The 20,599-nt window shown below is 73.2% G+C and carries 22 protein-coding genes and 1 riboswitch; of the genes, 4 read left to right on the forward strand and 18 right to left on the reverse strand.

Annotation, left to right across the window (positions count from 1 at the left end):
* Positions 1-185: 185 nt before the first annotated feature.
* Both TBIS_RS17085 and TBIS_RS17090 read right to left on the reverse strand, forming a co-directional pair.
* Positions 186-896 carry an ABC transporter ATP-binding protein gene (locus TBIS_RS17085; protein WP_013133652.1) on the reverse strand — a complete coding sequence of 237 codons (711 nt, stop codon included), beginning with the start codon at positions 894-896 and terminating at the stop codon, positions 186-188.
* Position 897: 1 nt separating this feature from the next.
* Complete coding sequence (locus TBIS_RS17090; RefSeq protein WP_148231559.1) at positions 898-1,740, reverse strand: lantibiotic immunity ABC transporter MutE/EpiE family permease subunit; 843 nt, start codon at positions 1,738-1,740, stop codon at positions 898-900.
* Positions 1,741-1,964: 224 nt separating this feature from the next.
* On the opposite strand from TBIS_RS17090, the gene TBIS_RS17095 reads away from it, so the two are divergent.
* Positions 1,965-2,567 carry an RNA polymerase sigma factor gene (locus tag TBIS_RS17095; protein ID WP_241019779.1) on the forward strand — a complete coding sequence of 201 codons (603 nt, stop codon included), beginning with the start codon at positions 1,965-1,967 and terminating at the stop codon, positions 2,565-2,567.
* Complete coding sequence (locus TBIS_RS17100; protein ID WP_013133655.1) at positions 2,557-3,321, forward strand: hypothetical protein; 765 nt, start codon at positions 2,557-2,559, stop codon at positions 3,319-3,321. Before TBIS_RS17095 ends, TBIS_RS17100 begins: the two co-directional genes overlap by 11 nt.
* Positions 3,322-3,463: 142 nt before the next feature.
* Here the strand turns inward: TBIS_RS17100 and TBIS_RS17105 are convergent, their stop codons facing one another.
* The 5 genes from TBIS_RS17105 to TBIS_RS17125 form a co-directional block, all read right to left on the reverse strand.
* Positions 3,464-3,862 carry a YebY family protein gene (locus tag TBIS_RS17105; protein WP_013133656.1) on the reverse strand — a complete coding sequence of 133 codons (399 nt, stop codon included), beginning with the start codon at positions 3,860-3,862 and terminating at the stop codon, positions 3,464-3,466.
* A gap of 32 nt (positions 3,863-3,894) precedes the next feature.
* A complete protein-coding gene (locus TBIS_RS17110; RefSeq protein ID WP_013133657.1) occupies positions 3,895-4,782 on the reverse strand; it encodes an ABC transporter ATP-binding protein in 888 nt (295 codons plus the stop codon).
* On the reverse strand, positions 4,779-5,558 hold the full coding sequence (locus TBIS_RS17115) for a hypothetical protein (protein WP_013133658.1): 780 nt from the start codon (positions 5,556-5,558) through the stop codon (positions 4,779-4,781). Before TBIS_RS17115 ends, TBIS_RS17110 begins: the two co-directional genes overlap by 4 nt.
* Positions 5,555-6,187 (reverse strand): hypothetical protein, encoded by a 633-nt coding sequence (locus TBIS_RS17120; protein WP_013133659.1) that lies wholly within the window; start codon positions 6,185-6,187, stop codon positions 5,555-5,557. The genes TBIS_RS17115 and TBIS_RS17120 overlap by 4 nt, the downstream gene beginning before the upstream one ends.
* Before the next feature lie 252 nt (positions 6,188-6,439).
* Positions 6,440-7,642, reverse strand: coding sequence for a cytochrome P450 (locus tag TBIS_RS17125; RefSeq protein WP_041431771.1), 1,203 nt, complete (start codon positions 7,640-7,642; stop codon positions 6,440-6,442).
* A gap of 129 nt (positions 7,643-7,771) precedes the next feature.
* Positions 7,772-7,888: riboswitch (SAM riboswitch) on the forward strand.
* Between the two features lie 188 nt (positions 7,889-8,076).
* Between TBIS_RS17125 and TBIS_RS17130 the strand changes: the two genes are divergently transcribed.
* Complete coding sequence (locus TBIS_RS17130; protein WP_148231730.1) at positions 8,077-9,306, forward strand: aminotransferase class V-fold PLP-dependent enzyme; 1,230 nt, start codon at positions 8,077-8,079, stop codon at positions 9,304-9,306.
* A gap of 49 nt (positions 9,307-9,355) precedes the next feature.
* The gene (locus TBIS_RS17135) at positions 9,356-10,534 is read left to right on the forward strand and encodes an NADH-quinone oxidoreductase subunit D (protein WP_013133662.1); all 1,179 of its coding nucleotides are present in this window, start codon (positions 9,356-9,358) and stop codon (positions 10,532-10,534) included.
* A gap of 62 nt (positions 10,535-10,596) precedes the next feature.
* Here the strand turns inward: TBIS_RS17135 and TBIS_RS17140 are convergent, their stop codons facing one another.
* The 11 genes from TBIS_RS17140 to dacB form a co-directional block, all read right to left on the reverse strand.
* Positions 10,597-11,091, reverse strand: coding sequence for a DUF3180 domain-containing protein (locus tag TBIS_RS17140; protein ID WP_013133663.1), 495 nt, complete (start codon positions 11,089-11,091; stop codon positions 10,597-10,599).
* Between the two features lie 12 nt (positions 11,092-11,103).
* The gene (gene folK, locus TBIS_RS17145; protein WP_013133664.1) at positions 11,104-11,604 is read right to left on the reverse strand and encodes a 2-amino-4-hydroxy-6-hydroxymethyldihydropteridine diphosphokinase; all 501 of its coding nucleotides are present in this window, start codon (positions 11,602-11,604) and stop codon (positions 11,104-11,106) included.
* Complete coding sequence (gene folB, locus TBIS_RS17150) at positions 11,601-12,008, reverse strand: dihydroneopterin aldolase (protein ID WP_013133665.1); 408 nt, start codon at positions 12,006-12,008, stop codon at positions 11,601-11,603. The genes folK and folB overlap by 4 nt, the downstream gene beginning before the upstream one ends.
* The gene (locus tag TBIS_RS17155; RefSeq protein WP_013133666.1) at positions 12,005-12,421 is read right to left on the reverse strand and encodes a nuclear transport factor 2 family protein; all 417 of its coding nucleotides are present in this window, start codon (positions 12,419-12,421) and stop codon (positions 12,005-12,007) included. The genes folB and TBIS_RS17155 overlap by 4 nt, the downstream gene beginning before the upstream one ends.
* Positions 12,418-13,293 (reverse strand): dihydropteroate synthase, encoded by an 876-nt coding sequence (gene folP, locus TBIS_RS17160; protein ID WP_013133667.1) that lies wholly within the window; start codon positions 13,291-13,293, stop codon positions 12,418-12,420. Before folP ends, TBIS_RS17155 begins: the two co-directional genes overlap by 4 nt.
* Before the next feature lie 81 nt (positions 13,294-13,374).
* Positions 13,375-13,959: a GTP cyclohydrolase I FolE gene (folE, locus tag TBIS_RS17165; protein WP_013133668.1), complete on the reverse strand. Its 585-nt coding sequence runs from the start codon at positions 13,957-13,959 to the stop codon at positions 13,375-13,377.
* A 2-nt stretch (positions 13,960-13,961) separates the two neighbouring features.
* A complete protein-coding gene (gene ftsH / locus TBIS_RS17170; RefSeq protein ID WP_013133669.1) occupies positions 13,962-16,001 on the reverse strand; it encodes an ATP-dependent zinc metalloprotease FtsH in 2,040 nt (679 codons plus the stop codon).
* Positions 16,002-16,263: 262 nt separating this feature from the next.
* Entirely contained in the window at positions 16,264-16,827 is a 564-nt protein-coding gene (gene hpt, locus TBIS_RS17175; protein WP_050760578.1) for a hypoxanthine phosphoribosyltransferase, read from the reverse strand.
* 12 nt (positions 16,828-16,839) lie between these two features.
* Positions 16,840-17,817, reverse strand: a complete 978-nt coding sequence (gene tilS, locus TBIS_RS17180; RefSeq protein WP_013133671.1) for a tRNA lysidine(34) synthetase TilS — start codon at positions 17,815-17,817, stop codon at positions 16,840-16,842.
* A 240-nt stretch (positions 17,818-18,057) separates the two neighbouring features.
* Complete coding sequence (locus TBIS_RS17185) at positions 18,058-19,119, reverse strand: zinc-dependent metalloprotease (RefSeq protein ID WP_013133672.1); 1,062 nt, start codon at positions 19,117-19,119, stop codon at positions 18,058-18,060.
* 57 nt (positions 19,120-19,176) lie between these two features.
* Positions 19,177-20,583, reverse strand: a complete 1,407-nt coding sequence (gene dacB / locus TBIS_RS17190; RefSeq protein ID WP_341849543.1) for a D-alanyl-D-alanine carboxypeptidase/D-alanyl-D-alanine endopeptidase — start codon at positions 20,581-20,583, stop codon at positions 19,177-19,179.
* Positions 20,584-20,599 lie beyond the last annotated feature (16 nt).

Consider the following 20,599-nt stretch of genomic DNA (forward strand, 5'->3'; position numbering starts at 1 on the left):
CCGCCGGACCGGGCCGCGACTGAGGGATCGGTGACCCCGGAGCGGAGCCCGCCGGTTCGGCCGGGCGCTCCGGGGGCGCTGATGCCGGCCACCCGCGCCGCTCGTCGGAGCCGTGCGGGCTCGCTTCGCCGGGTGGGGTCACCCCCGCTCGACGGGAGGCGTAGCGGCGGTGGCCGGGTGTCTGGTCAGCGCACCGCGGAACCCGCCTTCTCGAGCAGGCGGAAGAAGCCCGCTTCGAGGTCGCCGTCGACGGCGAGGCCGTGCAGCGCGCCCTCGTACGCGGTCCGCCCGGCCACCAGCACGCCGACGTGATCGCAGATCTGCGCGATCTCCGCCAGCTGGTGGCTGGAGACCATGACGGTGGTGCCGGCCTCGGCCAGTGACCGCAGCGTCGCCCGCATGTCCCGGATGCCGACCGGGTCGAGCCCGTTCATCGGCTCGTCGAGCACGACCAGCCGGGGGCGGCCGAGCAGCGCGATGGCGATGCCGAGCCGCCACCGCATGCCGAGGGAGTACTTCGCGACCTTGCGGGTGCGCACCTCGGTGAGCTTCACCAGCCCCAGCACCTCGTCGATCCGGGTCTGCGGCACCCCGCGCAGCCGGGCGTGGATGCGCAGATGGGTGACCCCGTCGAGGTGGGGCCACAGGCCGGGCGACTCCAGCAGCGCCCCGACCCGGGTGAGCAGCCGCCGGTCGTGCGGCCGGCCGAACAGGCTGATGCGGCCCGAGGTCGCACGCCGCAGCCCGGCGACGATCTTCATCAGGGTGGTCTTGCCCGCGCCGTTCGGGCCGAGCAGGCCGTACAGGGAGCCCTCCGGCACGGTGAGGTTCGCGCCGTCGAGCGCGTGGAAGTCGCCGTAGTGCTTGTGCAGGTCCCTCATCTCCAGCGCCGCCACCTCAGACCTCCTTCCGCGCCATGTGCCGGCCGCCGATGAGCAGCGCCACGATCGTCACCACGGCCGACAGCACGAGGGCCGGCGGGATGACCGACATGTCGCGCAGCGGGCTGTCCGCGGGCAGCGGCAGGCCGTTGGGCTGGATCTCGGCGAGCGGGAGGATGACGCGCATCGGCCACGCGGGCGGCAGGGCGTACCAGAACGACTTGTCGGCGATGAGCGCCCCGGCCAGCATCCCGGCCACGCCCCAGGCGACGCCCGGGCCGAGGCCCCAGACCGTGCTGACGAGGACGGCGATCGCGGTCGCCGCGAGCCCGGCCGCCCACGACAGGTAGGCGCTGCCGAGGATCATCGGGACGGCCTCGGCGAGCTGCCCGGTGAGCAGCGCGCCCCCGGCGAGCATCACGACCAGGATCGTCGCCGAGACCAGCTGCGCGACGGCGAGCGCGGCGACCTTCGCGGCGAAGTAGCGCCACCGGGGGATCGCGTACGACAGCAGGAAGCGCCAGGGCTCGGTGTCGGCCCGGACCGCGAGCGCCGCGGTGAGCCCGGCGGTCATCGGGACCAGCACGCCCCAGAACTCCAGGGTCACGTTGCTGAAGGTGTCCCAGACGCGGCCGGACCGGCCCTCCGGGGAGAAGAGCGACCCGAGGTAGAGCGGGATCGCTATCACGACCGGCGCCAGCGCCGTGTACCAGGCGAGGAAGCCGGTGCGAATCCTGATCAGTTCCGTGGCGACCAGGGTCGCCATCGACGGGTTGTCGGTCGGCTCGGCGACGGGCCGCGCCGCTCGTTCATGGGCGGGGCTGCCGAGCGGGACGCCGGCCGCGCTTGGATCGTTCATGCTCATCACTCCCTCGCGCCGTACGTAGCGGGCGGGGAGTGGGTGGTTCGCGGCCGTTCGGCGCGGGCCGGTACGGCGAAGCACGCGCTGCGCGGCGGCGAGCCGCGGTAGCGTCCCTTCCGATCTAAGGCAGCGCTGACAGACGTCCAGAACGGAGCGCGCACGTGCCGTCACTCCGCAGATTCCTGCGAACCGGACCGGCGGGCGGCGCTACGTACGAACGTGTGCGGCAGTTGCGTGAACCGGAGCTCGCCACGGAGGCGTCCGAGGACGCCGCCCTCCTGCGGCGTGTGGCGGCCGGCGAGGAGGCGGCGCTGCGCGTGCTCTACGAGCGGCACGCCGGCAGCATGCTGCGCCTCATCCGGCGGCTCACCGCGCGACGTGAGGTAGCGGAGGAGATCCTCCAGGAGTCCTGGCTGGCGGTGTGGCGCTCCGCGGGCGCCTATCGGGGCGAGGCTCCGGTGCGGGCCTGGCTGCTCGGGGTGGCCCGGCGGCAGGCGCACAACCGCCTGCGGCGGACCGAGCCGGCCCAAGTGGAGCTGGACGACGCCGTGGAGCTGCCCGCCGCGGAGCCCGCGCTCGAGGACCAGGTGCTGGCCCGGGCCGAACGCCGGGAGCTCGTGGCCGCCGTGCTCGAACTGCCCGAGCACCTGCGTGAGGTGCTCGTGCTCGTGCTCGCGGAGGACCTGCCGTATCCCGAGGTGGCTGCGATACTCGGTGTCCCGCCCGGCACGGTCAAGAGCCGCATGTGGACGGCCCGCCGGCTTCTCGCGGCGACACTGACAAAGGTGACCGAACAGAAAGGGGGGCGGACTGGTGAACGATGAAGCGCAGGACGCCCTGAGAGCCGCGGTCCGGGAGGCCGACGAGCGACTGCTCGGGCCGGTCGTGGTGCCGTCCTACGACGAGCTGCTGGGCGGGCTGCCGGAGATCGCCGCGGGCCGCGCACGGTCCGCGCCCCGCCCTTCGTTCCGGGCGTCCTTGCGGCTGGCGGCCGGGCTCGTGGTGGCGCAGGCGCGGCTCATGCCCCGGTCCCTCGGCCCGCTGACCGCGGCGGGCCTCGCCGCGGCGGTGCTGCTCGCCCGCCTCGCGCCGACCCCGGGGGCGGTCGTGCAGCTGTTCAGCGCGGTGGTCACGATCGTGCTGCTGCTCGGCGCGGTGACGGCGTGCTCGCACCGGTCCGATCCGCGCCTGGAGCTGCTGTCGGCGATGCCGGTCTCGCCCGCCACGGCGTTCGCCACCAGGCTCGCGCTCGTGCTCGGGATCGACCTCGTGCTCGCGCTGGTGGCCTCGGGCGTCCTCGTGGCGGTGGGCGCGGCGACCGGGCTGGTCACGGTCGTCACCGGCTGGCTCGGGCGTGCCCTGCTGGCGTCGAGCGCGGGCGTGGTCGTCGCGATCTGGCGGTCCCCCGCGTTCGGCACGATGGCGGGAGCGGCGGTCTGGCTGTTCGGCTGGCTGCCCGGGCCCGGCGGTGCCGTACTGACCGGTACCAGCCTGTGGATGCTCGGGTGCGCGGCGGCGCTGCTCGCCCTGGCGGTCTGGCTGGCCCGTCGGCCGCGGCTGTCCGGCGTGGGCGCCTGACCCGGGCGAGCGGCCGCCGGGGCGAGGCGACCGGTGGGCGGTCGCGCTGCCCGGCTCGTCGCCCCGTTCCGGTATGGCGTCACCCGTTCGCGTCGTGCGGGTGCGCGTTTCGAGCACCGTCGCCCGTTCGTTCGGTATGGCGTCACCCCTTGCCGCAGAGTCCGAGCGTGGCGCTGAGCAGGGCGCCGAGGCTGATGTATCCGCCGCCGGCGCCCTTGGCGCGCAGCGGGGTGATCGGCGGGTACCCGGCGTCCTCGGCCTGGCGGTTGAGCGCGTAGGTCGTGCCGTCCGGCGCCACGAAGACGGCGACGCTGGGCGGCCGGCATTCGATCGTGCCGTGGTCGACCGTGAGCGGCCACAGGTAGGCGAGGTTCGCCTCGCTGATCTCCTGCCGGCTGCTCGTGGGGCTCGGCAGCGGCACCGGGCTCCGGTGGGCCGGGTCGCTCCGGCCGGCGCCCGCGCAGCCGCTCACCAGCAGGGCCGTGACGAGGAGGCCGGCGAGGACGCCGCCGCGCCGGCATGCTGTGCTCTTAGTCCTCATGCCCGGTACGTAGCGCGCGGCCGGGCGGCGGTTCAGGCGGCTGAACCGTCCAGCTGGAGCAGTGCCGCGTACCCGTCCTCGAGGGTCGGCGGCACGAGGGTGCCCTCGGCCGGCGGCCGCGCGCTGACCACCCGGTATCGGGTGCCCGCCGCGTCCGCGGACGCGTTGACGACCACCGCGTCGGGCGGCGCCGGCGCTCCGGGCGGCAGCAGGTAGGTGCGGCCCTCGGCGATCGCCGCGAGCCCGGCGGTGCTGCCCTGGTAGGCGACGCGCCCCCGGTGCAGCACGATCGCGTCGGGGCAGGTCTGCGCGGCGTCGTCGAGGATGTGGGTGGAGAGCACCACGGTGCGGCGAGCCCCGCCGAGGCTGGCGAGCAGCGAGCGGAACCGCATGCGTTCGGCGGGGTCGAGCCCGGCCGTGGGCTCGTCCACGATGATCAGCTCGGGATCCGCGAGCAGCGCCTGGGCGATGCCGAGCCGCCGCTTCATCCCACCGGAGTAGGTGCCGATCCGCCGGTTCGCGTGCTCGGACAGGCCGGTCAGGTCGAGCATGCGCTCGATCTGGTCGCGGCGGGTCCGCCGGTCGTCGACGCCTTTCAGCAGGGCGATGTAGTCGAGGAACTCGCGGCCGGTCAGGTCGTCGTACATGGCGAGCTCCTGCGGCAGGTAGCCGAGGATGCGCTTGACCGCCCGCCGTCCGGCCGCCGTGGCGAGGTCGTGGCCGCCCACCACGACGCGGCCCTCGTCCGGCCGCAGCACCCCCACGCAGATGCGCATGAGGGTCGTCTTGCCGGCCCCGTTCGCCCCGAGCAGCGCGGTCATCCCACCGTCCACGGTGAGGGTCACCCTGTCCAGGGCGGGCCGGGCGTCACCGCGGCGGTAACGCTTGGTCAGGTCGGTGATGCTGATGGTGAGGGTCACCGGTAACGCTCCGTCCATTTCCGGGCCACGGCCAGCAGCACCGCCGTGCATGCCAGCACGACGAGCAGGTTCACCGCGGCGGCGCTCGCGCCGATCTCCTGGCCGTTGAGCACGGCGGCGCGGCGCGGGGCGCCGAGCCACGCCACCGCGGGGTAGCCGCCGCCGGGCGAGAGGATCGTGTACGACACCGTGGGGATCGGCAGCACCCGTGGGTTGAGCACGGTCGCCCACGCCCACACGCCGGCGGCGCCGATCCGGGCGATCGTCACCGGCAGCACGAGCCCGGCGACCGCGGTGAACGTGGTGACGAGCAGGCCGCTGGGGATGAGGATCACGACGACCGCGGCGAGGGCGGTGCCGAACGGGCCGGGCGATCCCGCGGCCACCGCCGTCCCGGCCCCGTACGCGAGCAACGCGGCCGTCGTCGGCGCCAGCGCGACCGTCGCCGCCCCGATGAGGGTGCCCGCCATGCGCGCGGACGCGCTGCCCGGCGTGGCCGCGAGCAGGTCGCCCAGCCCGGTACGGCGATGCCAGCGAAGCCGGTCGGCCATCGCCATCGTCAGCCCGAACCCGGCGAGCAGGTTCATCATCACGGCCGTGTCCGCCACCCGGCTCGCAGGGGGCAGGCCCGCCCCGCGCGGGGAGGTGAGCGCGAGCAGCAGGCTCAGCGCGGCCAGCGGCGCCACGGCGACCCACAGCATCCGGGACCGCAGCATCATCGTGATCTCCGCTCGCGCGGACGCGGTCAGCGGCACCAGCCATCCGCCGCCTCTCACACCGCCTCACCTCCCGCCCTGATAGAGCCGCGGATCAGCAGCCATACTCCCGCCACGGTGAACGCGGCGGCCACCGCCGCCGACGGCAGCGGGATCCGGTCCAGCACGAGCAGCTTCGCCAGCCAGGCCGTCATCACCAGGGCCGCGGCCGGCCCGGGCTGGGCCCGCCCCGCCGCCGCGTGACCTCCCAGGCCGATCAGCAGCAGCGAGAACGCGGCGGCCGACGCCACCGGGGAGAGCACCGCCCCGGATCCGGCGGTGTCCTGCCCGGCGACGTCCGGCCCGGTCGCGGCACCCGCCGCGGCCGACAGCCCCAGCACCCCGGCCCCCAGGCCCACGGCGATCACGAGCAGCCACAGCCGCCGGCGCACCGTGACCGGGTACGGGGTGGCGAAGGTGCGCTGCAGCTCCGGCATGACCTCGCGGGCCATGACGCCGACCGCGCACACCCCCGCGACCAGCGGCAGCAGCGCGCCCGGCAGCCGGACCGCGAGGAACTCGCGCATGCCGCCACCGGCCATCACCGCCACGAGCGCCGCGCACGACGCCACCGCCACGGGGGTGCCGAGCGCGACCGGACCGCATCGGCGCATCTCATGCCGCCACAGCTCGACCGGGACGATCGTCATATCAGGGCGGTAGCGGCGGGCGGCCGATCGGTTCAGTGCGCCGTGACGATCTTCCGGCTCGCCGGTGCGGCGGGTCGGCCGGCGTTGGTGCCGGCCCGCCGCGGCCCCGCGGGTAGGTGCGGGCGCCCGGCCGGGCCACGGAGGAGGCCGAGCCGCTCGGCCCGAGCGGCTCCGGCTGGTCCCGGTCGCGGGGCCTCCGGCCGGTTCCGCGGCCGCGGACCCGTCGAGGCGTGAGCTCTCCTGGGCCGCGGACTAGATCCTGACCTTGAGCTCCCGCAGGCCGCGGATGATGTACTGCGGCTTCCACTCCGGCTCGGTCACCGGCTCGATCGCCGGCGCGGCGCGGAGCAGGGCGCGGAACGACTCCTGCAGCTCGACCCGGGCGAGCGGCGCGCCGAGGCAGAAGTGGATCCCGGCGCCGAAGGTGAGGTGCGGGTTGGGGTCCCGGCCGAGGTCGAGCCGGTCGGGGTCGTCGAACACCTCCGGGTCCCGGTTCGCCGAGCCGAACAGCAGCGCGACCTCCGAGCCGCGGGGGATCCGCACCCCGTGGACCTCGATCTCCTCGAGCACCCATCGCTCGAACATCTGGGCGGGGGTGTCGAAGCGCAGCAGCTCCTCGATGGCGGTGGGCAGCAGCTCGGGCTCGGCGCGGAGCCGCTCCAGCGTGCCGGGGTTGCGGAAGAGCGCCCACCACGCGCTCCCCGTGGCGTTGACCGTGGCCTCGTGGCCGGCGTTGAGCAGCAGCACGCAGGTGCCGATCAGCTCGTCCTCGGTGAGCCGGTCGCCGTCGTCCGCGATCCGGGCGAGGGTGGAGATCATGTCGTCGCCCGGCCGCTCGCGGCGCTCCCGGGCGAGCTCGCGCAGGTAGTCGGCGAACTCGACGGCCGCCCGCACCGCGGTGTGCTGCGCCTCGAGCGGCGGGTTGAGCTCGTACATCTTGCACATGTCGGCCGACCAGGGCCGGAGCAGGTGCCGGTCGGCCTCGGGGATGCCGAGCATCTCCGCGATCACGGTGACCGGGAGCGGCTCGGCCACCTCGGCGATGAGGTCGCCGCCTCCGCTCTCGGCGAACCGGGTGGCGAGCTCGGTCGCGATCTGCCGGATCCGCGGGCGGAGCGACTCGACCATCCGCGGGGTGAACGCCTTGGACACCAGCCGGCGCAGCCGGGTGTGGACGGGCGGCTCCACGTCGAGCATCCCGGCGCGGACCACCCGCCAGAACGGCTCCTGGAACTCGGGCTCCGGCTGCCGGCCGAACTCCTCGTGCGTGGCCACGTGCAGGTAGGAACGGCCGAGCCGGCGGTGGTCGCGCAGCAGCGCGTTCACGTCGGCGTAGCGGGAGATCAGCCACTGGTTGGTCGGCTCGAAGTAGCTGACCGGCTCCTTCTCCCGCAGCTCGCGATAGACCTCGTACGGGTGCGCGATGAACTCAGGGCTCCACGGATCAAACGCCACAAACCCACCATATGGGTCGGCCGTTACCGGGACCATCAACCGGAGGTCACACCCGGATCACGTGGCGAACACCCGGAACCTCCCGATCCGGTCCCGCCGGCGCACCGCGATCGGCTATAGTGCCGCCCAGGTAACGAGTGCCAGCGTCAAGCCCCGGCTTGCTGGCCGGCAACCCTCCCGTCCGCGGCGGGGTGCCCCGGGTGAGGACCAGGCCCGGCACGAGGTGTGCCGAGGCAAGCGCGGACTCCGGCAACGCCTCGTCGGAGTCCCTGACTCCGAGGAGGTCGGCGTTGTCCGTCGTTCTGTCCACGCGTCCGTTCGCTTCCCGCACGTCCACGGCCACCCCCGGATCCACGGCCCCGGCCGCCGGCGTCCCGGACGCTCCGCCCGCGGCCGCCGCGGCCCCGGCCGCGCACCGGCCCGGGGAGCGCCCGATCCCCGCGGTCATCGGCGCCGACCTGCGGGTGCCCGTGCGCGGCGGCGGGCTCGTGCCGTACGCGAACCTCGACTACGCGGCGAGCGCGCCCTGCCTCGAGCCGGTGTACGCGGCGGTCACCGCCGCGCTCCCCGCCTACTCCAGCGTCCACCGGGGCGCCGGGTACGCCTCCCGGCTCACCACCGCCCGCTACGAGCGGGCCAGGGAGACCGTGCGCGCGTTCGCGGGAGCCCGGCCCGACGACGCGGTGGTGTTCACCCGGAACACCACGGACGCGATGAACCTGCTCGCCCGCTGCCTGCCCGAGGGCACCACGGTGGTGGTCTTCGACACCGAGCACCACGCGTCCCTGCTCCCCTGGCCCCGCGCGGTACGGCTCGCCCCGCCGGCCTTCCCCGGCGAGGCGGTCCGCATGGCCGACGAGGCGCTCGCCGGGATCGACGGGCCCGCCCTGCTCGTGGTCACCGCCGCCTCCAACGTCACCGGCGAGCTGTGGCCGGTCGCCGCGCTCGCCCACATCGCCCACCGGCACGGCGCGCGGATCGCCGTGGACGCCGCCCAGTTCGCGCCCCACCGGCCGCTCGACATCACCGCCCTCGACCTCGACTACGCCGCCTTCTCCGGGCACAAGCTCTACGCCCCCTTCGGCGCCGGCGCCCTCATCGGCCGGCCGGACTGGCTCGCCCAGGCCGAGCCGTACCTGCGGGGCGGCGGCGCGGTGCGGTCCGTGGCCGAGACCGTGGAGTGGAGCGACGACCCCGAGGCCCGGCACGAGGCGGGCACCCCGAACGTGCTCGGCGCGATCGCGCTCGCCGCGGCGTGCGAGGCCCTCGGCGCCACCGGCTGGACGCCGCTGATCCGCGAGGAGGAGCGGCTGCTCGCCCGGCTCCGGGCCGGGCTCGCCGCCATCGACGGGGTGCACGAGCTCTGCCTGTGGGAGCCCGACCACCCGCGGGTCGGCATCGTCTCCTTCGTCGTCGCCGGCCGCCCCGCCCGCGAGGTCGCCGAGGAGCTCGCCACCGGTCACGGCATCGGCGTCCGCGACGGCAGGTTCTGCGCCCACCCGTTCGTGCGGCACCTCATCGCGGCCCGGCTCCCCGGAGCGGCCGCCGCCGGCGGGTGCGGGGACGGCTCGATCGGCGCGGTGCGCGCCTCGATCGGCATCGGCACCACCGACGAGCACATCGACCGCCTCCTCGCCGCGCTCCGGGAGATCGCCCGCGGGTGAGCCGGTGCGGCCGTGACCGGGGAGCCGCCCGGCATGGGAGCATGGCGGTATGAGCGAGGAGGGCGTGCGGCGAGAACGCGTGGTCGGCATCGGCGCCGGCGCCGAAGGGCTGCCGTCGAAGGAGCTGGCCACCGAGGACATGGTCCTGAACATCGGGCCGCAGCATCCGTCGACGCACGGAGTGCTCCGGCTCCGGCTCACCCTCGACGGCGAGCGGATCGTCCAGGCCGAGCCGATCGTCGGCTACATGCACCGCGGGGCCGAGAAGCTCTTCGAGGTCCGCGACTACCGGCAGATCATCGTGCTGGCGAACCGGCACGACTGGCTCTCGGCCTTCGCCAACGAGCTGGGGGTGGTGCTCGCGGTCGAGCGCATGCTCGGCATGGAGGTCCCCCCGCGCGCGGTCTGGGCCCGGACCCTGCTCGCCGAGCTCAACCGGGTGCTCAACCACCTCATGTTCCTCGGCTCCTACCCGCTCGAGCTCGGCGCGATCACCCCGGTCTTCTACGCGTTCCGGGAGCGCGAGACCCTGCAGCGGGTGATGGAGGAGATCTCCGGCGGCCGCATGCACTACATGTTCAACCGGGTGGGCGGGCTCAAGGAGGACCTGCCGCTCGGCTGGCTCGACCGGGTCACCGCGGCCGTCGCCGCGATCCGGCGGCGCCTGCCCGACCTGGAGGAGCTCGTCGCGGGGAACGAGATCTTCCTCGCCCGGACCAAGGGGATCGGCGTCCTCGACCGGGACACGATCCTGCAGTACGGCGTGAGCGGGCCGATCGCCCGGGCCTCCGGGGTCGACTTCGACCTGCGCCGGGACGAGCCCTACCTCGCCTACGGCGAGCTGCCGGTGAAGGTGGTGACCCGCACGGCCGGCGACTGCCTCGCGCGATTCGAGGTCCTGCTCGAGCAGGTGAAGGTCTCCCTCGACCTCGCCGACGCCTGCGTGGCGCGGCTGCGCGAGCTCCCGCCCGGCCCGATCAACCAGCGGCTGCCCAAGGTGCTGAAGGTGCCCGAGGGCCACACCTACGCCTGGACCGAGAACCCGCTCGGCATCAACGGGTACTACCTGGTCTCCCGCGGGGACAAGACGCCCTGGCGCCTCAAGCTCCGCAGCGCCTCGTTCAACAACGTGCAGGTGCTCCGCGAGGTGCTCCCGGGCAACCTCGTCTCGGACATGATCGCGATCCTCGGCTCGATGTTCTTCGTGGTCGGCGACATCGACAAGTGACGCCGGGCCTCCCGGACCTCCTGCAGGCCGGCCCCGCCGCGGCGGCCCGGGCCGGCGCCGGATCAGCGCGGGCCCTCCGTGGCGCCCGGCGGCCCACCGCCCGCGCCGCCCTCCTCGCCCTCGGGCCTGCGGGGGACGCGGCAGCAGTACTCCAGGAAGAGCGCCGCGCAGATGAGGATCACGCACGAGATGAACGAGCCGCCGCCGATCAGCGCGTCCTGACGCGGCTTGGGCAGGGTGAGCAGGTCGAGCACCCGGAACACGAACCCGGCGAACACCCCGGCGAGCATCGCGGCCGCGTGCGAGGTCGCCTTGGCGAACGCGGCCAGCCGTACCACGGCGAGCGGCTCGACCGGCTTCGTGCCCGGCCGGCGGAGGATCCTCGCCCGGGTGAGCCACCCGGTGTAGGCCTCGCCGAGCGCGAGCAGCAGCGTCGTCGGGATCGCCGTCCACGGCAGCGTCGGCAGCATGGAGTAGCTGCGCTGCAGCACACCCCAGGTGGCCAGCGCGAACACGGTCACCAGACCGACGAGCACCCCGGGATTGCTCGGTCTCACTCGCGCTCCTCGTCAGCCGGGAGGTTGCAGGGACAGATCGGGCCGGAGCCGTACCCCGCTGCGGTCCACCCTGTCGAGCAGGTCACGGATCGGGCCGTGCCCGGGCAGCACCGCGTCCGGCTCGACCTCCGCCCAGGGCACCAGGACGAAGGCCCGCTCGTGCGCCCGCGGGTGCGGCAGGGTGAGCTCGGGGTCATCGGACACGATGTCGCCCACCTTGATCAGGTCGATGTCGAGCGTGCGCGGCCCCCACCGCACCTCCCGGGTACGGCCGAAGGCCTCCTCGATGCTCTGCACCCGCTCGAGCAGGACGCGCGGGGGGTGGGCGGTCTCCACCACGAGCACGGCGTTGAGGTAGGGCCCCTGCTCCGGGCCGCCCACCGGCTCCGTCTCATACACGGACGATATCGCCACGAGCGTGAGCCCGGGGGCGTCGAAGAGCGCGTCCACCGCGCCCTGCAGGTACTCGATCCGGCGGCCCAGGTTGCTGCCGAGCGAGAGAACCGCCCTCATGCCCGACCCCTCCTGATCGTGACCACCACATCGCCGAACGGCACCGGTATCGGCGCCGACGGCTTGTGCACGGACACCTCGGCCGCCTCCACCACCTCGTGGGCGAGGCAGGCGGACGCGAGCCGCTCGGCGAGCGTCTCGATGAGGTTGACCGGCTCGCCCTCGATGATCCGGACCAGCTCCACGGCGAGGGCGCCGTAGTCCACGGTCTTGGTCAGGTCGTCCGCGGCGGCGGCCGGGGCGGTGTCGAGGTGGAGCGTGACGTCGACGACGAACTCCTGGCCGAGCTCCCGCTCGGCGGGAAGGCAGCCGTGCCGCCCCCGGGCCCGCAGGCCGACCAGCCGGATGGTGTCCCGGCCCACCGCGGCCGTGGCCGGCGGGCGGGAGTTCCCGGTCTCCGTCACGCGCGTCCGTCCTCCTCACCCTGGAGCACCGGGGATCCGTGGTAGAGCCAGAGCCGCCACCCGTCCTCGGTGCGCAGGTAGGTGTGGCTCGCCACCACGCGCCCGGCGGCGAAGCCCGGCTCGCCCGCGCCGGGGGCGGTGAGGATGTTCTCCGCGCAGGTGAGCACGGCCACGTCGCCGAAGACGTTCGCCTCCACGTCGGTCAGCACGAACTGGATGTAGGGCGTGTTCGCCATGATCAGCGCCCACGAGCGCAGCACCTCGGACCGCCCGCTCAGCATCGGCCACCCGGGATGCACGCACTTGGGCACCCGGTCGGCGGTGTCCTCGGCCCAGATCTCCGACATCGCCTGGAAGTCGCCGCGCTCGATCGCGTCGTAGAACGCCTGGTGGAGTTCCACGAGCTCCTTCATCGCCGGCTCCCGCTGGGGTGCTTCGCCTCGGTCGCGGCCCAGACGGCCGCGACCCGGACGGCGTCCACGTTCGGGCGGACCGAATGCACCCGGACGCACCAGGCACCGGCGCGCGCGGCGAGCGCGCTGACCGCGACGGTGGCGTCGTCGCACTCGGCGAACGGCCGCGGGGTTCCGTCGGGGCCGGCGAGCAGCCGGCCGAGGAAGCGCTTCCTGGAGGCCCCGATGAGCAGCGGCCGGCCGAGCCGGTGGAGCTCGTCCATGGCGGCGAGCAACGCCCAGTTGTGCTCCGGGCGCTTGGAGAAGCCGAGCCCCGGGTCGAGGATGAGCTGCTCCTCCCGCACCCCCAGGCCGAGCACCGAGTCGACCCGCTTGCGCAGCTCCTCGCAGACCTCGGTGACCACGTCGGCGTAGATCGCGCGGCTGTCCATGTCCGCGCTGTGCCCGCGCCAGTGCATCACCACGTACGGCACGCCCGCCTCGGCCACCACGCGGGGCATGGCGGGATCGGCCAGGCCCCCGCTCACGTCGTTGACGAGCGCGGCCCCGGCCTCCACGGCCGCCTGGGCGACCTCCGCGCGCATGGTGTCCACGCTGACGGTCACGCCCTCCTGGGCGAGGGCGCGGATCACGGGCACGACCCGGCGCAGCTCCTCCTCCAGCGAGACGCGCAAGGCGCCCGGGCGGGTCGACTCGCCACCGACGTCGACGATGTCGGCGCCCTCGGCCACGAGCTCGAGGCCGTGCCGGATCGCGCTGTCGGTGTCGAACCAGCGGCCGCCGTCGGAGAAGGAGTCCGGGGTGACGTTGACGACGCCCATGACCAGACAGCGCCCGGGGTCGGGCAGCCCGGGGACGCTCCATGTGGTCATGGAGCCAAGCCTATGGGGTGAGAGGTCACATTTGGTCCATGAAGGATGTCCCTGTCGATAACGAAGGGAACCGGGATTCCGTCACCTCCGCAGGATGAGCGACATGGCCTCGGCGCGGGTCGCCTCGCAGGTGCGGAAGTCGCCGCGCACCGCCGAGGTGATCGTCTTGGCCCCGGGCTTGCGCACCCCGCGCATGGTCATGCACATGTGCTCGGCCTCGATCACCACGATCACCCCGCGGGGCTCGAGCACCTGCATCAGGCCGTCGGCGATCTGCGAGGTCATCCGCTCCTGGAGCTGAGGGCGGCGGGCGTAGACGTCCACCAGCCTCGCCAGCTTCGACAGGCCCGTGACCTTCCCCTTCTCGTTCGGGGTGTACCCGATGTGCGCCACGCCGTAGAACGGCAGGAGGTGGTGCTCGCACATCGACATGACCTCGATGTCCTTGACCAGGACCATCTCGTCGTGGTCCGCGTCGAACATCGTGGTCAGCGCGTCCTCGGGCCGCTGGCCGAGGCCGGAGAACTGCTCGGCGTACGCTCGCGCGACCCGGGCCGGGGTGTCCCGGAGGCCCTCACGGTCGGGATCCTCACCGATCCCGATGAGGATCTCGCGGACGGCCCGCTCGATGCGCGCACGATCGAAGTTCGGAGGGGGAACCGTCACGGCTAGGCCTCATCCCGCTGCTGTGCACTCTGTTCGCTCGCCGGCCCGCTCGTCGCCGTGCCCGAACCGGCCGCGGAGCCCGCCGCGGTACCGGCCGGCGGCAGCGCGGCGCCGTTGCCGTTGGCCCGCTCCTTCGGCGTGAGCACGGGAGGCCGGTCGGAGGGGAGCCGCTTGCCGTACCCGGCGTACGAGGGGCGCTTCTGCCGCGGCACCACCGGCTTGAAGATCTCGAGGACCTGCTGACGGGAGAGGGTCTCCTTCTCCATCAGCTCGAGGACCAGGTTGTCGAGCACGTCCCGGTACTCGACGAGGATCTCCCAGGCCCGGTCGTGCGCGATCTCGATGAGCCGGCGGACCTCCTCGTCGATCGCCGAGGCGATGCGCTCGGAGTAGTCCCGCTCGTGCCCCATCTCGCGGCCGAGGAACACCTCACCGGTGCCGCTGCCGAACTTCCGCGCGCCCAGCCGCTCGCTCATGCCGTACTCGGTGACCATGCGGCGGGCGAGCTGGGTCGCCTTCTCGATGTCGTTGGCGGCGCCCGTGGTCGGCTCGTGGAAGACCAGCTCCTCGGCGGCCCGGCCACCGAGCAGCATGGCGAGCTGGTCCATCATCTCGGACCTGGTCGCGAGGAACTTGTCCTCCATCGGGAGGGTCATCGTGTACCCGAGCGCGCGGCCCCGCGACAGGATGGTGATCTTGTGCACCGGGTCGGCGTTGGGGAGCGCGTGTGCCACCAGGGCGTGCCCGCCCTCGTGGTACGCGATGATCTTCTTCTCCTCGTCGGACATGACCCGGGACTTCCGCTCGGGCCCGGCCATCACCCGGTCGATGGCCTCCTCGAGGGTGGCCATCGTGATCTGCTTCTGGTCCTGGCGGGCGGTGAGCAGCGCCGCCTCGTTGATCACGTTCGCCAGGTCCGCACCGGTGAAGCCCGGGGTCCGGCGGGCGATCACGTCGAGGTCCACGTCGGGGGCGAACGGCTTGCCCCGGCCGTGCACCCGCAGGATCGCCTTCCGGCCCTCCAGGTCCGGCCGGTCGATCACGATCTGCCGGTCGAAACGGCCGGGACGGAGCAGGGCGGGGTCGAGGATGTCGGGGCGGTTGGTCGCGGCGATGAGGATCACGCCGCCCTTCACGTCGAACCCGTCCATCTCGACCAGGAGCTGGTTCAGGGTCTGCTCGCGCTCGTCGTGGCCACCGCCGAGGCCCGCGCCGCGGTGCCGGCCGACCGCGTCGATCTCGTCGATGAAGATGATCGCGGGGGCGTTCGCCTTGGCCTGCTCGAACAGGTCACGGACCCGGGACGCGCCGACGCCGACGAACATCTCCACGAAGTCGGAGCCGGAGATCGAGTAGAACGGCACCCCGGCCTCACCGGCCACCGCCCGGGCCAGCAGCGTCTTACCGGTTCCCGGCGGGCCGTACAGCAGGACGCCCTTGGGGATCTTGGCGCCGATCGCCTGGAACTTCGCCGGGTTCTGCAGGAACTCCTTGATCTCCTGGAGCTCCTCGATGGCCTCATCGACGCCCGCCACGTCGGCGAAGGTCGTCTTGGGGGTGTCCTTGGTGATCAGCTTGGCCCGCGACTTGCCGAAGTTCATCACCCGGGAGCCACCGCCCTGCATCTGGTTCATGATGAACAGGAAGATCAGGACGATGATGATGATCGGCAAGAAGCTGACCAGCAGGCTGACGAGGAAGTTCTCCTTGGGCACCTCGACCGTCCAGCCCTTGGCGGGCTTGGCCTCGGCCAGTGCCTGCGTGAGCTGGACCCCCTGACCTTCGACCCAGGAAGCCTGGATGCGGTCCGTGGTCTTCCCCGCGACCTGGATCGGCCGGACCAGCGTGAGCTCGATCCGCTGATCCTTGTCGATCACAGTGGCGTTCTTGACATTGCCCTGCTGAATCTGCTGGACGACCGTGGAGGTGTCGGCCTTGGTGTAGTTGCCCTCCCCGTTGAACATGGTGGAGACCAACAGGAGGAGCAAAACCACGCCCAGGATCCACAGCAGTGGGCCACGTGTAAGTCGCTTGAGATCCATCCGTTGCGGAACCCCGACGGGCCCGTCCCTTTCCTGACCTAGGCCTGTCCCGGAAACCCGGGTCGCGGCATCCTTTACCGCTTCTTCAGAACTACCCAGGGGCGCCGGTCCGGTACCCCTGGGCTATCTGAAGGTACACCCGGCCGCCGTTTCGGGTAAGCGTCCCGAACGGCGCCGCTGCCATTCCAACGTACGTCAGGCTCGGCCGTGTTCCCCCGCCGGGTACGGGAATCCACCCTCCCGGAGGCGATTCGCTCAGGGCTTACTCGCCCTGGTGCTCGTACACGTGCGGGGCGAGGGTCCCGATGAAGGGCAGGTTGCGGTAGCGCTCCGCGTAGTCCAGCCCGTACCCGATGACGAACTCGTTCGGGATGTCGAACCCGACGTACCGCACGTCGATCGGCACCTTCACCGCGTCGGGCTTGCGGAGCAGGGTGCAGATCTCCACCGAGGCCGGGCCGCGGGACTTCAGGTTGTTCACCAGCCAGGAGAGGGTGAGCCCGGAGTCGATGATGTCCTCGACGATGAGGACGTGGCGGCCCGCGATGTCGGTGTCGAGATCCTTGAGCACCCGGACCACCCCGGACGACTTGGTGCCCGTGCCGTACGACGACACGGCCATCCAGTCCATCTGCACGGGGAGGTGCATCGCCCGGGCCAGGTCCGCCATGATCATGACCGCACCCTTGAGCACGCCGACGATGAGCAGATCCTTACCGACGTAGTCGGCGTCGATCCGGGCGGCGAGTTCTCTTACCTTGGCCTGGAGCTCTTCTTCCGAGATGAGGACCTTCGCGAGGTCCTTGCCCATGTCGGCAGCGTCCACCTGGGTTGTTCCTTACGCGAGGTTATCGACGAAGTACAGGGTGCCATAGCGCCGGACGACCCGTTTCTTCCCGGGCAGCACGACGCCCTTCTGGCCGTGCCACCCGGTGACGAGCCGCTCGGCCTCCTCGATGTGCACCGCCCCCAGCGCGGAGGCCGGTACCCCGGCGGCGAGGGCCGCCCGGTGGATCACCCGCCGCCGCACGGCGGCCGGCACGCTCTCGAGCACGTCCACGGCGAGCTCGCCCTCGGGGCCGCGCGCCTTGGCGTACACGGCGTCCGCCCACTCGTCGAGCGCGTCCGCGTCGTCCCGGCAGAGCCGGGCGGTGCGCGCGAGGGCCTCGACGACCCCCGGGCCGAGCGCCTCCTCCAGGACCGGGATGACCCGCTTCCGCACCCGCACCCGGGCGTACGCCGGGTCGCTGTTGTGCGGGTCCTCCCAGGGCCGCAGGCCGAGCGCCGCGCACGCCTCCCTGGTCCGGGCCCGGCTGAGCCCGAGGAACGGCCGGCGGTAGATGCCGGACACCGGCGCCATGCCGGCGAGCGACCGGGACCCGCTCCCCCGCGCGAGCCGCAGCAGCACGGTCTCCGCCTGATCGTCGCGGGTGTGCCCGAGCAGCACGGCCACGGCGCCCAGCCGCCGGGCGGCGGCGGAGAGCGCCGCGTACCTGGCGTCCCGGGCCGCGGCCTCCGGGCCGCCCGCCCGGCCGACCACGACGGTGAGCACCTCGGCGGGTTCGAGGCCGAGCTCCGGGGCGAGGGCGGCGACCTCCCGGGCCCGCTGATCCGACCCCTCCTGGAGGCCGTGGTCCACGGTGAGCAGCCCGGCGCGCAGGCCGAGCCGGGGCGCGCAGAACCCGAGCGCCGCCGCGAGCGCGAGCGAGTCCGCGCCGCCGCTGCACGCGGCGAGCACGAGAGACCCCGGGCGCAGGCCGGCCAGCGACAGCCGTACGGCACGGCGGACGTCGGCGACGGCGGGATGCGGGCCCATGCCACCATTCTCCCGCCTCGCCCGGGGAGCGACCCCGCCCGGCCCGCGGCGGCCGAACGGCCGTTCGGATCAAAAGGCGCGGGCGGCGGGGCACGCGCGGGACGTTCCGGGCCGGCCGAGCAGGGAGCGGCGCGTGCCCGATCGTCAGGCGGAGGGCGGTCAGGAAAGCGGAGGGCGGCCGGGCAGGCGCAGGGCGGTCAGGACGACGGGCCGCTGCGGGCCATGGGGACGCGTCGCCGGTCAGGAGGCGGAGCCGCCGCCGAGCACCCGCTCCATCCACGCCCGGGGGTTGGCGATCTCCTCGCGGTTCGGCAGGGTCTCCGGCGACGTCCACACCCGGTTGAACGCGTCCATCCCGGCCTCCTCCACGACCGTGCGGACGAACCGGGAGCCCTCGGCGTACTGCTTCATCTTCAGCTCGATGCCGAGCAGCCGCCGGATGAGCTGGTCCATCCAGGAGCCGCCCTCCCGGCGCCGCTGGAACTTCGCGCGGATCTCGGCGACCGACGGGATCACGGACGGCCCGACCGCGTCCATGACGTAGTCACCGTGCCCCTCCACCAGGGTCATCACCGCGGTGACCCGGTCGAGCACGGCCTTCTGCTCCGGGGTCTGGATCGCCTCGAGCAGGTTCACGTCGCCGCCCCGGAACGCTCCGGCGACCGCGTCCGAGGCGGCGCGCAGGCGCTCGAGCAGCGTGGTGAGGGACATCTCCGAGGCGAGGAGGAACTCGGTGACCTGGCTCCGGACGTACTCCCGCAACCAGGGCACCCCGGTGAACTGCACCCGGTGGGTCTCCTCGTGCAGGCAGACCCAGAGGCGGAAGTCGCGGGGGTTCACGCCGAGCTCGCGCTCCGCGTGCACGATGTTCGGCGCGACCAGGGTGAGGCGGCCGACCGGGGTGGCCCCGCTGGGATCGGGCGGGAGGAACAGCTCGTACTGCCCCAGCACCCGGGAGGCGAGGAACGCGAGCACGGCGCCGACCTCGATGCCGGTGATCCGGGATCCGACCGTGCTGATGATCGCGGGCATGGTCGTCGACATGCGCTGGGTGAGCGGCTCGAGCACCGTCCGGAAGCCGTCCACGTTGGCGCGGATCCAGCCCGGGCGGTCGACGATCGTCGCCGGCTCGGGCGGAGCGGAGTCGATCCGGGTGAAGTCGCGGACGTGCTCCTCGGCGTCCCGGGAGAGCCGTCTGAGCTCGGCGACCGCCTGCCGGGCCTCCTCCCGGCTCACCTGCGGCCCGGGGCGCACGAGGCGGACTCCGGTCGCGACAGCCAGATCCCAGTCGATCACCTGCATACCAACCACCGTATGTCGTTCGGTCGGTCGCCGCGTGCCGGAGTCACGGCGGAGGCGTCAGCTCTGCGAGACGATCGTGGCCATCTCGTCGAGCGCGGCGATCGCGCGTTCCGGGTCCGCCACCTGGTCGGCCATGAACGCGAACGTGAGCACCCTCCCGCTGGAGGTGGACGTGATGCCGGCGAGCGTGTTCACGCCGTTAAGCGTGCCCGTCTTGGCCCGGACCAATCCGGCGCCGGGCGCCGACCGGGGCCGGTGGTAGCGGTCGTGGAGCGTGCCGGTGAACCCGGCGACGGGGAGCCCGCTGATGAGCGAGTGCAGGGAGCCGTCGCCCTGGTTGACGGCGATCGCCAGCAGGCGGGCGAGCGCGGCCGGGGTGATGCGGTTCCGCCGGGACAGGCCGCTGCCGTCGCTGAGCTCGATGCCCTGCTCCGCCTTGAGCCGGGTGAGCACGGCGCGGATCGCCTTCGCCGCCCCGGTGAACGTGGGCGGCTGCCCCTCCTTTATCGCGACGTGCCGGGCGAGCGCCTCGGCGAGGACGTTGTCGCTGAGGGTGAGCATCCGCTCGACGAGCGCGTAGACCGGCGGGGACTCCACCCGGGCTATCTCCGCCATGCCGCCGGCCGCCCGCCCGGGCCGGATGTTCTCGGCCACCTTGATCCCCTGCTTCTCCAGCAGGCCGGCGAAGGCGGTGGCGGTCGCCCGCGGCGGGTCGGGGAGCAGCGAGCCGTCCTCGGCCCGGCCCTCGTCCATGGTGAGCCCGGAGATCAGGGCCACGCTCCCCTCGGTGAAGTAGTTCGGCAGCCACCCCGGTGCGGTCGCCGGCCCGCTGAACACCGAGGCGTCGTACGACAGGGTGACCGAGCGGATGTTCGCCGCCTTGAGGGCGGCGGCGGTGCGGGCGGCGAGCTGGGCGAGCGTGGCCGGCTTGGGGTAGGCGTCCCCGGTCCGGCGGCCCGCGCCGGGCCCGGCGAGGGTGGGGTCGCCACCCCCGACCAGCACGATCGCGTTCTTGGCCGGGTCCCGGACGACCTTGGTGACGAGCCGTGCGTCGGGGCCGACCGTGGCGAGCACGGCGGCCGCGGTGACCACCTTGGTGGTCGAGGCCGGGGTCATCGGCTTGCCCGACCGGCCGTCGAAGAGCACGGCGCCGGTCCGCGCGTCCATCACGATCCCCGCCACGCTCGGGCCCAGTCCAGGGGTACCCATAACGCTGGTCAATTTCGCGGCCAAAGTACCCTTGGCTGGGAGATGAGCCTTGTCGTCCGCCGCGGCCAGCACCGGGCCCGCGGTGACGAGGGGGGTCGGTCTCGGCGACGCGATCGGGGCGGGCGCCCTGCCGCCGTCACGGCCGAGCACATAACTCGCCGCGACGACGGCATGGATCTGCAGCAGGGCGAGGGTGGCGATCACCAACCATCGCTCTCGTCGCACCGTGACCTCGTTTCGCGCCAGCCGGAACACGTTTGTGTGACATTAC

Source organism: Thermobispora bispora DSM 43833, from assembly GCF_000092645.1.
GTDB lineage: Bacteria > Actinomycetota > Actinomycetes > Streptosporangiales > Streptosporangiaceae > Thermobispora > Thermobispora bispora.

Coding starts and splice junctions, on each gene's coding strand:
- TBIS_RS17090 (WP_148231559.1), bottom strand. CDS start 1,740: ATGAACGATCCAAGCGCGGCCGGCGTCCCGCTCGGCAGCCCCGCCCAT.
- TBIS_RS17105 (WP_013133656.1), bottom strand. CDS start 3,862: ATGAGGACTAAGAGCACAGCATGCCGGCGCGGCGGCGTCCTCGCCGGC.
- TBIS_RS17120 (WP_013133659.1), bottom strand. CDS start 6,187: ATGACGATCGTCCCGGTCGAGCTGTGGCGGCATGAGATGCGCCGATGC.
- TBIS_RS17135 (WP_013133662.1), top strand. CDS start 9,356: ATGAGCGAGGAGGGCGTGCGGCGAGAACGCGTGGTCGGCATCGGCGCC.
- folK (WP_013133664.1), bottom strand. CDS start 11,604: ATGAGGGCGGTTCTCTCGCTCGGCAGCAACCTGGGCCGCCGGATCGAG.
- TBIS_RS17155 (WP_013133666.1), bottom strand. CDS start 12,421: ATGAAGGAGCTCGTGGAACTCCACCAGGCGTTCTACGACGCGATCGAG.
- folP (WP_013133667.1), bottom strand. CDS start 13,293: ATGACCACATGGAGCGTCCCCGGGCTGCCCGACCCCGGGCGCTGTCTG.
- ftsH (WP_013133669.1), bottom strand. CDS start 16,001: ATGGATCTCAAGCGACTTACACGTGGCCCACTGCTGTGGATCCTGGGC.
- tilS (WP_013133671.1), bottom strand. CDS start 17,817: ATGGGCCCGCATCCCGCCGTCGCCGACGTCCGCCGTGCCGTACGGCTG.
- TBIS_RS17185 (WP_013133672.1), bottom strand. CDS start 19,119: ATGCAGGTGATCGACTGGGATCTGGCTGTCGCGACCGGAGTCCGCCTC.